Here is a 13,092-nt window from a genome sequence, read left to right as displayed (position 1 = left end):
CCCTTACGAGTTGGCCGGTCCGGTACGCCCCACACCGAAGTAACGGAAGCCGGTTTTGGCCGCGCGGTTGGGGTCGTAGATGTTCCTTCCGTCGAACAGATACGGCTGGCGGGTCACCGAGCGCAGACGCTCCAGGTTGAGTTGCTTGAACTCGTTCCACTCGGTGACGATGAGCACGGCATCCGCTCCTTCTGCTGCCTCATAAGGATTATGGCAATAGGTAAGGTCGGGGAACAGGTTGCGGAAACCGTCCATAGCTACAGGATCGTATGCCCGCACCGTTGCCCCCTCGTCTAGCAGCATCCTAACTAGCTCGATAGACTTGGCATCGCGCAGGTCGTCCGTGTTGGGCTTGAAGGCCAGCCCGAGGACCGCTACCGTCTTGCCCCGCAGACCGCCCAGGTGCTTTCGCACCTTGTCCATGAAGCGTTTCGGCTGCTCCTTGTTGATCTCGTAGGTCTCTTCCAAGAGCCCGAAGCGGTAGCCGAGCCGGTTGGACACGGTGATCAGGCCGAGCACGTCTTTCGGGAAGCAGCTACCGCCCCACCCGAGGCCTGCCTGCAAGAACTGCGGGCCGATGCGGCTGTCCGCACCCATCCCCTTGCTCACCATCGCCACGTCGGCGCCACACGCCTCGCAGAGGTTGGCAATCGCGTTGATGAAGCTGATCTTCATCGCGAGAAAGCTGTTCGAGGCGTACTTGATCATCTCCGCGCTATGCAGGTCGGTGATCAGCATTGGGCGTTCGAGCGGCGCATACAGCTCCACCAGTTTGTTGGAGGCATCGCGCTTGGATGAGCCGATCACGATGCGGTCTGGGTAGAGCGTATCGTGGACCGCCGAGCCCTCGCGAAGGAACTCCGGGTTCGAAACGACATCGAACGAGCCCTCGGGGGCACCTTCCTCCAGCAATATCTCGCGCACCCAGTCGCCGGTGCCCACCGGCACGGTGCTCTTGTTTACGATCACTTTGTAGCCGTTCATGTTGTGTGCGATGGACCGGGCGACCGCTTCGACCTGGCTCAGGTCTGGCTGGCCGTCCTCGCCAGATGGCGTCCCGACCGCGATGAACACCACCTCGGCCCATCGGCATGCGTCGGCAAGGTCGGTGGTGAACGATAGGCGGCCCTCCGCCAGGCCTCGGGCGATTAGCTCCTCGACTCCGGGCTCGTAGATCGGCGATTTGCCATCCTTTAGCATGGCGATCTTGTTCGGGTCTTTGTCCACGCATACGACGTCGTTCCCGAGGTCCGCGAACACAACTCCGGTAACCAACCCAACGTATCCCGTACCGACAACACAAATGTTCATAACCCACTCTAGTTTTCGGCGTTTCTGAGGCCGATGATTAGCCGAACCTGGTGCCCGGCACGGAGGATCCCGCTCTGTCTTGTTCGGCAAGCGTGTGGTGGGAACCTATGAAAGTCCCGGGCGGCTAGGGCGTCTCCCCTCGGATCATCCGTCCGATATCCAGCGTCGTCACGAGAACGAAGAGCACGAGCAGTATCAGCAGGCCGGCGTACTGGAGACTAAGTTGCATCTTTGGCGACAGCTTCTTGCCCCGGCGGAGCCACTCGATGGTGTACAGCATCAGGTGTCCGCCATCCAGCACCGGGATTGGGAAAAGGTTGATGATACCTATGGTCAAGCTAAGCTGCCCGGCCAGCTCGAGCAGGTCCGCGAACCCACGCTTGGCGGCCTTCCCCGACAAACCCGCAATGGCTAACGGCCCACCCACGTCCTGCATCACTCGACTGCTGAACAGCGTCCCGAACAGGAGCTGGACGTTCATGTAGGAGTGCTGAACGGCGATCTTGACCGAATCGACCAGCCCGACCCTGGTGCGCGTGAGCTGTGGGGTGCAGAAGATGCGGCCGACCGAGCGCTTCGTCGGTCTTAGGGGATCGGTCAGCTCGGGGACGAGGTCGCTCTCCGGGAAAACCACCAGCGAGAATGTCTTCCCTGCCCGCTCCAAGATCAGATACACCGGAAGGCCGGCGTTGTTGTGGATGACTCCAGACACCTCGGGCCACTCCGTGACGGGCACGACCCCGGCGCGGAGGATTCGGTCCCCCTCGCGGATTCCGGCCAGATCGGCGACCTTGCCCTCGACGACCTCGCCGATGCGCGGCGGCTTCACGAACTCGCCGAGGCCGAACACGGTTCCGACGACCATGAAGAGCACCAGCGCGAGCACGATGCTCATGAACGGCCCTGCTGCGATGGTGATCATGCGCTTGGAGAGCGGCTGGTCCACGAAGGCGCGCTCTTCGGGTGCGTACTCTTTCGGCTCCATGCCGTGGATAGCGACGAAGCCACCGAGCGGGAATGGGCCGATGCTGAACTCCGTCTCGTTCCAGCGCCCGATTCGGATGATGGGGGGACCGAATCCTACCTGGAAGCGGTCGGCTCTCATCCGTGCCCATTTTGCGGCAAGCAGGTGACCGAGCTCGTGCACGACCACGATGAGGAAGATGATGAAGACAAAGCTGAGAATGGGTGTCATGGGATGCTACGGAGCTCCCCTTGTCGAAGCGCACGATGCTTTCCGCGCGGTCTCGCGAGCCCATGCGTCGGCTTCGAGGACCGCATCGAGACGCGCTTCCACGGGACAGTGTTCATCCATGACTCTCCTTACGACTTCGGCGATCTCCGTGAAACCGATCCTCCCTTCCAGGAACATCGGTACGGCAGCCTCATTAGCTCCGTTCATCACGGCGGGCATGGTGCCCCCGAGGCGGGCCGCCTCGTAGGCCAGGTCAAGACACGGGAAGGCAGAGCGGTCCACAGGTTCGAAGGTGAGCGGAGTGCACTGTAGCGGGTCGAAAACCGGCAGGCCGGTGTTCACCCGCTCTAGGTCCAGCAAGGCCACTTGGATGGGCAGTCGCATGTCGGGCAGGCCCATTTGGGCCAGAACCGAGCCGTCCCGAGTTCGAATCATCGAGTGGATGATGCTCTGAGGGTGAACGACTACGGTGATGCGATCGGCGGGGAGACCGAAGAGCCAGCGGGCTTCGATTACCTCGAGTCCCTTGTTCATCAGCGTGGCGGAGTCCACGGTGATTTTGGGCCCCATGCGCCATGTCGGATGGGCGAGCGCCTGTTCTGCCGTTACGGTCTGCAGTCTCTCGCGGGACCACCCTCGGAATGGCCCGCCCGATGCGGTCAGGATGATCTCGGCCACGTCCTCTTTCGCGACGGCTTGCATGCACTGAAACACGGCGCTGTGCTCGCTGTCAATAGGGACGATACGGCCCGACTGCGCCGCGGTTCTGGTGACCTCCTCGCCTCCTGAAACGAGCACCTCCTTGCTGGCCAGCGCGACCGTCTTGCCGCGCCTAAGCGCAATCATCGTGGGCTCGAGTCCAATCATGCCGGAGACGCTCACGACCAGCACGTCGTAGTCGGCTTCTTGTGCTAGGCGTGCGTGCGCGTCCGGACCGACAAGAACTTTGCCGCCCAAGCCTTCCTGCACGACAGCACCCTCGACAAGGCCCAGCCAGTCGGGCTTCCATTCGGCAGCCTGGCATGCCAGGGCCTCGGCGTTGGAGTGTGCGGCGAGCCCTACCACGCGCACTCGGTCGCCGAGACGGGCGCAGACATCGAGCACTTGGGTGCCAATCGAGCCGGTGGAGCCGAGGATCAGGACCCGTCTAGGCACCCACGACGCTCCCGAACTTGCGGACCCTCTCCTCGTAGTCCTTCACCGCCCTGAAAAGGCACTTCTCATCGAATGCCGGCCACGGTTCCGGGCAAACGTGGTACTCGGCGTAAGCGGACTGCCACAGCAGGAAGTTGCTGATCCGTTGCTCCCCGGCAGTGCGGATCACCAGATCGGGGTCCGGCAGCTCGGGGTGATACAGATGTGCCGAGATCAGGTCCTCCGTGATGTCGGAAGGGGCTATGCGCCGCTCGGCCGCATCCTGTGCGATGGCTCGGACCGCGTCTACGACCTCTGCCCTACCTCCGTAGTTGATGGCGAGATTGAAGACGATACGGTTGTTGTCGCGGGTCAGATCGACTCCAGCGAGAAGCGCATCGCGTAGCGACGCGGGTACTTCGTGCAGGCGTCCGCTCACCAACACCCGTACGTTGCTCTGGTGGAGGGTCCTCAGCTCGTCACGCGCCGCCCGCTCGATAAGATGGAACAGTCCGTTGACCTCGTCTGCGGGACGTTTCCAGTTTTCGGTGGAGAAGGCATACACGGTCATAACTGGAATGCCGAGGTCCGCTGCGTCGAGTAGCACCCGACGGAGGTTCTTGTAGCCTTCTCGATGGCCGATGAGACGCGGTAGCCCCCGCTGTTGCGCCCACCTTCCGTTGCCGTCCATGACAATAGCGATGTGGCGCGGAAGACGCTCCAGGTCCACACCGGCCGCCAGAGCCCGTGTGCGGATCAGCGTATCGGTCGGTGGGAGCAGGCCCAGCGAGGAGGCTGCGCCCATTAGACCTCCATCAACTCCTGTTCCTTCTTCTTGGCGATGGCGTGGATTTCGGCGATGTACTTATCGGTCAGCTTCTGTAGAGTCGCCTCGTCGTCTTTCATGTCGTCTTCGGTGATCTCGTGCGCTTTCTCCGCCTGTTTCAGGTGGTTATGCGCATCGCGGCGAATGTTGCGGATTGCGACGCAACCCTCCTCGGCCCGTGCATGAAGCTGCTTGACCATCTCCTTGCGTCGTTCTTCGGTCATCATGGGGATGTTGAGGCGGATGCCTGCGGCGTCGGTGATTGGGTTGATACCGAGATCGCTCTTCATGATCGCCCGCTCAATCTGCGGCGTCATCTGCTTGTCGTAGGGCTGAACGAGCAGTTGTCTAGGCTCCGGAACGCTGATGTTGGCCATCTGATTCAGGGGTGTCGGCGTCCCGTAATAGTCCACGGTGATGCGATCCAACATCGCGGGGTTGGCGCGACCCGTGCGCAAACGCTGAAAGTCGTGGGCCGCAGCTTCGACCGAGTGCTTCATTTTTTCCTCGGCCTTTTCGATGATATCGTCAACCATTCGATTGCCCTCCTACAGTAGTGCCGATGGGCTCTCCCAGAAGAGCCCTGCGGATCGCGCTCGGCTCGTTGAGTGCGAACACGACGATCGGCAGCGAGTGCTCCCGACACATCGTGAACGCGGTCTGATCCATTACGGCGAGTTGCTGTTCGATTGCTTGATCATACGTCAAGCTATCGTACTTCTTCGCCTCCGGATGCGCCATCGGATCCTTGTCGTATACGCCATCCACTTTGGTGGCCTTGAGCAGCGCATCGGCCCCGAGTTCGAGTGCCCGGAGCACCGAAGCGGTGTCCGTGCTGAAGTAGGGATTACCCGTGCCTGCTGCTAGGATCACGATTCGCCCCTTCTCCAGGTGCCGGATTGCGCGTCTTCGGATGAACATCTCCGCCACCGACTGCACCGTGATCGCGCTTTGGAGCCGTGTATCCAACCCAATGCGCTCGAGCGCCTGCTGTAAAGCCAGGGCGTTGATCAGCGTGGCGAGCATGCCCATGTAGTCAGCAACTGCGCGCTCCGCACCATCTCTGGATGCTTGGCTGCCTCGGATGATGTTCCCACCCCCAACGACCAGCGCGAGCTGTACGCCGAGCGCATAGCCGTCCGCGACCTGTCGGGCGATCCCATCCACCGCGGCGGTCTCGATGCCGAACCCCCTGCCGCCCGACAAGACCTCGCCGCTGAGCTTCAGAAGAACGCGGTTATACCGTGGGTGCGAGGGGGCTCCGGGCGTCACCAGGGATCACGCTCCTACCGCGATGCGCGTGAAGAAGGTGACCCTAGGCTCCTCACCGTCTCCCTTCGCTGCCTCGAGAATCTGCTTGATGGTCTCGGGCTGGCCGAGGTAGTGCTGCTCCAGCAGACAAGCTTTCTGGAAGAAGTTCTTGTTCACACGACCCTCCGCAATCTTCTCGGCCTGGGACTCCGGCTTGCCCTCGTTGATAGCGCGGTGAGTCTCGATTTCGATCTCCTGCCGCACTCGCTCTGGATCCACCTCTTCCTTGGTGATGAACTCCGGGGCGGCCCAAGCGATGTGCGTGGCGATCTTATGCGCGGCCTCGACCACCGCATCCGAGTTGTTGCCTTCGACCTCGACCATCACGCCCTTCGTGCGATCGTGGTGGATATAGGTATCCAGAACGCCGGTGGTCTCTCTGACAACGACTTTGCCGAGCCCAATCTTCTCTCCGATCTTCCCGCGAATGGTGTCCACCGACGACGCGACGCTCGTACCGCCGATGGTGAGTGCGTTGAGAGCATCCGTATCCGCACCGGCCTTGCCATCCGCCAGTGCCGCCTGCGCAATGGCAGAGGCAAGAGCGATGAACTCCTCGTTGCGGGCAACGAAGTCCGTCTCGCAGTTGAGCTCGACGAGCACAGCCTTCCTGTGGTCGGGGGTGGACGCACCCGCTACGACGCCGGCGGCGGCGTGGCGCTCGGCTCGCTTATCCTGTACAGCGGCGCCGCGCTCTCGTAGATACTGCTTGGCAGCCTCGAAGTCGCCGCCCTTCTCGACAAGCGCCCTCTTGCAGTCCATCATCGGCGCGCCTGTCTGCTCTCGCAGTTCTTTCACCTGTGTGGCGGTAATCTCCATTCCTAGACCTCCTTGCTCGTTCTTCGTTCGCGCTTGGCGCCGCTCTTGAACTCCTCTACGTCCTCTTCCTCACCCTCGGTCTGCTTGAGCATCTCTCGCTCTAGCTCCTGGGCAGTTAGCCGCTTGATGCGCTCCAACTCTTCGGACGTAACCTCTTCCTCTGGCTCGGGCTCCAGTTCCACTACGCCTACCCTCAGGTCTTCGTCGGACAGGATATCAGCCTCGTCCAAGAGGCCGACTTCGGCGGCTAGCCGATCAATCTCGATCTCGTCGAGACCTACAGGGATCTCCTTGCCGAGTAGGTCCTCTTCGGAGACACCCTCGACCGCTTCCGCCTCAGCGGCCGTGACCTCTTCTTCCAGAAGCCGCTCTTCCTCGGAGATGGGCAGCACCTCGATGATTGCGTCGGCGATCTTGCCCGCCACCAACTTGATGGCTCGAATCGCGTCGTCGTTGCCGGGAATGATATAGGTAGCGTCGTCCGGGTCGCAGTTGGTGTCCACGATGGCCACAATGGGGATACCCAGCTTCTTTGCCTCAGCGACGGCGATGGCTTCCTTCTTCAGGTCCACGACAAACATAAGCTTGGGCAGCCCTGGCATGTCCTTTACGCCGTCGAGATAGCGGTTGAGCCGGGCCAACTCCTCGCGGCGCTGCATGGCTTCTTTCTTGGTGAAGCGGCTAAAGGTGCCATCCGCTTCCATCTTCTCCAGTTCTCGAAGCCGCGCGATGCGGGTGAGCATCGTCTTCCAGTTGGTGAGCATTCCGCCGAGCCATCGCTCAGTAACATAGTACTGCTTGCTGCGCTGTGCCGCCTCGCGCACCGCTGCCTGCGCTTGCTTCTTCGTGCCGACGAAAAGGACGTGCCCGCCCTGGGAGACCACATCCTGCACGAACTTTTGAGCCTCGTCGAACAGGTTGATGGTCTGGTGAAGGTCTATGATGTAGATGCCACTGCGAGCGCCGTAAATGTACGGCTTCATCTTGGGGTTCCAGCGTCGGGTCACATGACCGAAATGGACGCCGGATTCGAGGAGCTCCTTCATTGAGAGAGCTGCCATTCTGTTTCCTCCTTCGGGTTATCCCTCCCGTCGGTACGGTCTCCTGCAAGCCCGGAAATCCGGGACCCGTGCGGGCGCGGGCCGACGGTGTGTGATTCGAGGGGCGAGTTTACCCGCTGGAGGCGGCTTGCGCCACGGGCTGGGGCTGCTCTTCGCTCCCAAAGTCCAGAACCGCGAACGGTTCGAGAAGCATCTCTTTCGTGTACAGGAAGTCTTTGCGATCATAGTCCGCGAGCTCGAAGTCGTCTCGCAGAACAATGGCGCCTGTGGGGCAGGCGTCCTGGCAATAACCGCAGAAAATGCACCGGAGCATATTGATCTCGTACCGGACGGCGTAACGCTCTCCGGGGCTATAGCGGGCTTCCGGGGTGTTCTCGGCGGCCTCCACGTAGATGCACTTCGCCGGGCAGGCACCCGCGCAGAGGGAGCAGCCGATGCAGCGCTCCAGCCCGTTGTCGTAACGCGTCAGCACATGCCGCCAGCGGGTCCGGGGGTAGGTCTCCCGTCGCTGCTCGGGATACATCACCGTGACCTTCTCACGTTTCAGTCGCTTACCGGTGATGCCGAAGCCCGTGGCCAAGGGCCGGAAGATGTCCCGTACGAGGTCGCGTATCATGACTTCGACAGCTCCTCGCCTGCCTGAACGGATTCTTTCACTCGAGGCTTTAGCTCTATCAACCCACCTAGGCGCTCGGCCCTGATCTTAGCTTGCAATTTGAGAAGGCCGTACAGAAGGGCGTCCGGGCTGGGCGGGCAACCGGGAACGTACACGTCCACGGGAACCACCTGGTCCACACCTTGCACTATGGCGTAGTTGTTGTAAACCCCGCCCGAAGAGGCACAGGCCCCCATGGAGACGACCCATTTCGGCTCGGGCATCTGATCGTAAATCTGCCTAAGGATGGGCGCCATCTTCTTGCTCACACGCCCCGCGACGATCATCACGTCGGCCTGTCGGGGAGTCGCGCGAAAAGCCTCCATGCCGAAGCGCGAGATGTCGAACCGCGCGGCTGCGGTGGACATCATCTCGATGGCACAGCAGGCGAGGCCGAAGGTAAGCGGCCACAGGCTATTGATGCGAGCCTCTCGGATCAGGTCGTCCAACACGCCAATCAACACCCCGCCCCCGTGATTGACATCCCCGATGGGTGGCGTTGCTGAGTCGTGAAGGATGATTTCCTCTACTCTTCTCGGCATGGGCACTCCGTAGTGGGTGAGTTGGACCTGTCGGATGAGTCCGACAGGTCTGACCCCTCAATGCTACGCCACTGGCTGTCGAGATGTCGGCGCGATGACCGGGACCCCGTAGGCCCGGCGCTATCAGCCCAGGGCAGAGCGCTAGACAAGGCCTTCGCGGACTGCCTTCATCGCCGCCTCCGTCCGCGTATTTACGTGCAATTTACGGAGGATGCTCGACACGTGATTCTTCACGGTCTTCTCGGCGAGGGATAGTGCGTCAGCGATCTCTTTGTTCTTCTTCCCTTCCGCGAGGAACTGTAACATCTCGCGCTCACGCTTGCTCAACTCGTAGAAGTGTTCTTCCTCGGTGGGACGCCCTGCCCCGACCAGCCTTCGGAAATCTTCGATCACCAGCTTCGCGATACGCGGCGTCATGCGCGATTCGCCCCGCATTGCCTCGCGAATGGCCTCGATCACGTCTTTCGGAGTGCTGTCCTTCAGAATGTATCCAATGGCTCCGGAGCGGATGGCCTCGAACACGTCTTCCGAGTCCTCGCTCACGGTGAGGATGACCACCTGGAGCTCCGGCATGATGCGTGTGAGTCGGTTCGTGAGCTGAAGACCATTCAGGTACGGCATGTTGATGTCGGTCAGGAGCACATCCGGCTCGGTCTCTTGAGCCAAATCGAATGCCTCCCGCCCATCTGCGGCCATGCCGACCAACTCGATTTCCGGCGCGAGCTTCAGAACTTTCTGAAGCGCCGACCGGTAGTTCGGCTCGTCGTCTGCGACGAGCACTCGGATTGTGTCCATTCTGTGCGTCCTCCGCGTTCACTAAGGCCGTGATGCGGCTCTGGTATCCTGTCCCGCGATGTCTCTGCTCGAGGTGACCTGCCTCCGCGTAACTATACCAACTTCCCGGGGCTTGGTGGAGGCGGTTCGCGGCGTTTCGTTCACCCTGGAGCAAGGAAAGACGTTAGGCCTGGTGGGCGAGTCGGGCTGCGGCAAGACAATGACCGGCCTCGCGATTATCGGCTTGCCGCCTGCGGGAGCGTGCGTGCAAGGCAGCATCCGCCTCAAAGGGCGCGAGTTGGTGGGCATCGGGGAGCGAGAGTACCGCAGGCTTCGCGGAAGTGATATCGGCATGGTGTTCCAAGATCCTTCGCCCTCTCTCAACCCCCTAATGCGCGTGGGAGACCAGGTAGCCGAGTCGATTCGGCTGCATCGAAGCGTGTCGGCAAGAGAAGCGAGACGGCTCGCGGAACAGGAACTTGCGCACGTTCGGCTCCCGGCTCCCAGTGACACATATCGGCGCTATCCCCACCAGCTCAGCGGCGGGCAGCAGCAGCGCGTGCTGATCGCCATGGCGCTGGCCTGCCGACCGAAGCTGCTGATCGCTGACGAGCCCACGACCGCTCTCGACGTGACATTGCAAGCACAGATTCTGGCGCTCCTGCGTGACCTGCAAGGAGAGCTGGGGCTTGCTTGCGTGTTCATCTCGCACGACCTCGGAGTGGTCGGCGCACTTTGCGACTCGGTGGCCGTGATGTATGCTGGGCGCATCGTCGAAGCAGGCACCCCGCAGAGGGTGATTGGTGCACCGAGGCACCCGTACACCGTGGGCCTGCTGAACTCTCTCCCGCGGCAGCACGTGAGGCCCGAACCGATTCCGGGCCAGCCACCGGGGCCGTTCGAACAACTCGCCGGCTGCCCGTTCGAGCCGAGGTGCCCGAGACGGCTGCAGCGGTGTGCCGCAGAGCCGCCCACGTTAGAGCCGCTCAGCGGGGGAACCGTGGCATGCTGGTCGCCGGTGGAGGAGCCCGTTCGTGCCTGAGACGCTTCTCTCGGTCCGTGACCTGACCGTGGAGTACGTCGGCGCGGACGGACGCAGTTTCCGAGCCGCAGACCGGGTCAGCTTCGAGATCGCGCAGGGCGAAGTGTTGGCCTTGGTGGGGGAGTCGGGCTGCGGGAAGACCACCGTAGCGATGGCCCTTGTCGGCCTCGTGCCTGCCTCGAGCGGCGAGGCCGTATTCGATGGGTTGCCGCTTCCGCGCAAAGAAAAGGATTGGCGGGCATGGAGGCGCTGCATCGGCGTCGTGTTTCAGGACCCGTTCGCTTCGCTCGACCCGCTATGGAGCGTTCAGGCGCTGATTACCGAGCCGCTCGCGGTGCAGGGCGGAGCGGGCCGGGATGATCTGCGTGCGCGAGCGCGCGAGTTGGCCGATCTCGTCGGACTGGATATCGAGCTACTTTCTCGCCGTCCGCACGAGCTGTCGGGCGGGCAGCGGCAGCGCGTAGCCATCGCACGGGCGCTGTCGGCGGGACCGAAGCTGCTGATTGCAGACGAGCCGACGTCGGCTCTGGACGTGTCCATCCGCGCGCAGGTGCTCAACCTGCTCAGGGACCTCCAGCAGCGCCTGCACCTAGCGGTCCTGTTCGTCAGCCACGACTTGGCGACGGTGCGATACCTGGCCGACCGAGTGGCGGTGATGTACGCGGGCAGACTGGTCGAGATGGGTCCAGCGGAGCAGGTGGTCGGGCAGCCCCTGCACCCGTATAGCCAGGCGCTGGTTCGCTCCATGCCGGAGGTCGGCGAGTTTGGGAGCTTGCCGCCGGTGCTGGAGGGCGAGGTGCCGGACCCGAGTCGGCTTCCGAGCGGCTGCGCCTTCCGCACCCGATGCCGATATGCCAGAGATCTCTGCGCCGAGTCGGACCCGGAGCCACAGGAGTACGGTACAGTCCGCGTCCGATGCCACTTCGCCGCGGAGATTGCTGCCGAGTCTGGTTGGAGTCGGGCTTGATTTGACGAAACCGTGCTCTTGGGTGGGTATAGTAGGCGATTAGATTGGACTGCGACGAGTCGTAAGCGTCCGGCCATTCGAACGATTCGCGGTTTTCTTCCGTCCCTATGATAGAGACAGCGCAACGATCGTTCCCGCTCAGCGGGGGCAACACCAATCCACAGAAGTATTCAGAGGTGAGAAACGTGAAGCGAGGGTTCACCCTCATCGAGTTGCTGGTGGTCATCGCGATCATCGCGATTCTGGCCGCCATCCTCTTCCCCGTCTTCGCGCAAGCCCGGGAGAAGGCGCGCCAATCCGGCTGCCAGTCGAACCACAACCAGGGCATCAAGTCCATGATCATGTACGCGAACGACAACGACGACTACCTCGTCCCCACAAACCGCCGTGGCCTGGACAACGTCCAATGGGGATTGACCATTCCTGCGGGCAATGAGGACTTGGCTTGGCCGAGCCTCATGCAGGGGTACATGAAAAGCTATGAGATTCTGATCTGCCCCGCGGACCCCGAGGATAATCACGCTAAGAACCCGCGAAACATCAGCGACGTCCCGGCGAATACCGCTCAGCGCATTAAGCGCATCTGCGAGGGCTTCCACACCAACCTTGGCTATAACTACAACTGGCTCGCGTACGTAACCGGTACCGGCACTGCCCGACAGGACCACATCGCCACGCAGTCGGGCGTCGCAGCTCCAGCAATGACGGTTCTGTTCATAGACAGCATCTACGGTCGAACCAGTGACGGTTCTCCGACTGGTGGCGGCTGCTTCATCGTGGACTCGCCGTTCGCTCCCACCACGATCCGAAAGCCCGCCGGCATGACCCCGCCGTTCCTCAACAGCCAGCTCGGTTGGGGCTGCTATTCGATCGCCAGGGGCGACCTGAACAACGCGGCGTGTGCCACTGCAGCTACGGCCTTCGGCAAGGCGTTCCCGTTCCACCCGTTCGGTGAGGGCTTTACGGTTGCATTCCTCGACGGCCACGTGAAGAATCTGCGTAGTGGGGCGCTCGTGGACGGCATGAATGCGAACTACGACAACGTAATCGACTACGACCGCTTCCTCTGGGACACTCTGGAGTAGGTCGCTTCTTCTCGTCGGTTTCGCCTACCTGGGCGGCGCGTTCAGCGCCGCCCAATCGTTTTTGTCGCCCGAGTCCCGTCTCTCGCTATTGCGAGTGGTATCTCCATGCCCCGGCCCGCGTCCGCCGCTATGCAACCACCGCCCGTACCCCGCGAACCCAGGGACCGCGCCGGGGCTCCGAACCCCATGCCCCGGCCCGCGTCCGCCGCTATGCAACCACCGCCCGCACACCGCGAACCCAGGGACCGCGCCGGGGCTCCGAACCCCATGCCCCGGCCCGCGTCCGCCGCTATGCAACCACCGCCCGCACACCGCGAACCCAAGGACCGCGCCGGGGCTCCGAAACCCATGCCCCGGCCCGCGTCCGCCG

At 62.3% G+C, this 13,092-nt stretch carries 13 protein-coding genes and 1 pseudogene; 3 read left to right on the top strand and 11 right to left on the bottom strand.

The genetic code is table 11. The features are described 5' to 3' along the window. Nucleotides 1-3: 3 nt before the first annotated feature. The 11 genes from HRF45_05805 to HRF45_05755 form a co-directional block, all read right to left on the bottom strand. Nucleotides 4-1,311 carry a UDP-glucose/GDP-mannose dehydrogenase family protein gene (locus tag HRF45_05805; protein MEP0766042.1) on the bottom strand — a complete coding sequence of 436 codons (1,308 nt, stop codon included), beginning with the start codon at nt 1,309-1,311 and terminating at the stop codon, nt 4-6. 124 nt (nt 1,312-1,435) lie between these two features. Further along, nucleotides 1,436-2,506, bottom strand: a complete 1,071-nt coding sequence (locus HRF45_05800; protein MEP0766041.1) for a site-2 protease family protein — start codon at nt 2,504-2,506, stop codon at nt 1,436-1,438. A 6-nt stretch (nt 2,507-2,512) separates the two neighbouring features. Further along, nucleotides 2,513-3,661, bottom strand: a complete 1,149-nt coding sequence (locus HRF45_05795; GenBank protein MEP0766040.1) for a 1-deoxy-D-xylulose-5-phosphate reductoisomerase — start codon at nt 3,659-3,661, stop codon at nt 2,513-2,515. Continuing rightward, nucleotides 3,654-4,445 carry a di-trans,poly-cis-decaprenylcistransferase gene (gene uppS / locus HRF45_05790; GenBank protein ID MEP0766039.1) on the bottom strand — a complete coding sequence of 264 codons (792 nt, stop codon included), beginning with the start codon at nt 4,443-4,445 and terminating at the stop codon, nt 3,654-3,656. The genes HRF45_05795 and uppS overlap by 8 nt, the downstream gene beginning before the upstream one ends. Beyond that, on the bottom strand, nt 4,445-5,002 hold the full coding sequence (gene frr / locus HRF45_05785; protein ID MEP0766038.1) for a ribosome recycling factor: 558 nt from the start codon (nt 5,000-5,002) through the stop codon (nt 4,445-4,447). The genes uppS and frr overlap by 1 nt, the downstream gene beginning before the upstream one ends. Then, the gene (locus HRF45_05780) at nt 4,995-5,738 is read right to left on the bottom strand and encodes a UMP kinase (GenBank protein MEP0766037.1); all 744 of its coding nucleotides are present in this window, start codon (nt 5,736-5,738) and stop codon (nt 4,995-4,997) included. Before HRF45_05780 ends, frr begins: the two co-directional genes overlap by 8 nt. Nucleotides 5,739-5,744: 6 nt before the next feature. Next, nucleotides 5,745-6,596 carry a translation elongation factor Ts gene (tsf, locus tag HRF45_05775; protein MEP0766036.1) on the bottom strand — a complete coding sequence of 284 codons (852 nt, stop codon included), beginning with the start codon at nt 6,594-6,596 and terminating at the stop codon, nt 5,745-5,747. A 2-nt stretch (nt 6,597-6,598) separates the two neighbouring features. Beyond that, nucleotides 6,599-7,657: a 30S ribosomal protein S2 gene (rpsB, locus tag HRF45_05770; protein ID MEP0766035.1), complete on the bottom strand. Its 1,059-nt coding sequence runs from the start codon at nt 7,655-7,657 to the stop codon at nt 6,599-6,601. Nucleotides 7,658-7,766: 109 nt separating this feature from the next. Continuing rightward, nucleotides 7,767-8,273, bottom strand: a complete 507-nt coding sequence (gene nuoI / locus HRF45_05765) for an NADH-quinone oxidoreductase subunit NuoI (protein MEP0766034.1) — start codon at nt 8,271-8,273, stop codon at nt 7,767-7,769. Continuing rightward, the gene (locus HRF45_05760) at nt 8,270-8,854 is read right to left on the bottom strand and encodes an NADH-quinone oxidoreductase subunit B (GenBank protein MEP0766033.1); all 585 of its coding nucleotides are present in this window, start codon (nt 8,852-8,854) and stop codon (nt 8,270-8,272) included. Before HRF45_05760 ends, nuoI begins: the two co-directional genes overlap by 4 nt. Nucleotides 8,855-8,995: 141 nt before the next feature. Further along, a complete protein-coding gene (locus HRF45_05755) occupies nt 8,996-9,649 on the bottom strand; it encodes a response regulator transcription factor (protein MEP0766032.1) in 654 nt (217 codons plus the stop codon). A 58-nt stretch (nt 9,650-9,707) separates the two neighbouring features. Between HRF45_05755 and HRF45_05750 the strand changes: the two genes are divergently transcribed. From HRF45_05750 to HRF45_05740, 3 genes and pseudogenes are all read left to right on the top strand, one after another. Then, complete coding sequence (locus HRF45_05750; protein ID MEP0766031.1) at nt 9,708-10,670, top strand: ABC transporter ATP-binding protein; 963 nt, start codon at nt 9,708-9,710, stop codon at nt 10,668-10,670. Then, the gene (locus HRF45_05745; protein MEP0766030.1) at nt 10,663-11,637 is read left to right on the top strand and encodes an ABC transporter ATP-binding protein; all 975 of its coding nucleotides are present in this window, start codon (nt 10,663-10,665) and stop codon (nt 11,635-11,637) included. The genes HRF45_05750 and HRF45_05745 overlap by 8 nt, the downstream gene beginning before the upstream one ends. Nucleotides 11,638-11,744: 107 nt before the next feature. Next, nucleotides 11,745-11,951 (top strand): annotated as a pseudogene (locus HRF45_05740) (prepilin-type N-terminal cleavage/methylation domain-containing protein). The last annotated feature ends 1,141 nt before the right edge of the window (nt 11,952-13,092 follow it).

This window comes from Fimbriimonadia bacterium (assembly GCA_039961735.1).
Taxonomy (GTDB): domain Bacteria; phylum Armatimonadota; class Fimbriimonadia; order Fimbriimonadales; family JABRVX01; genus JABRVX01.
Note: the sequence above shows the minus strand (reverse complement) of the source record. Positions and strands in the feature narration are given on the sequence as shown.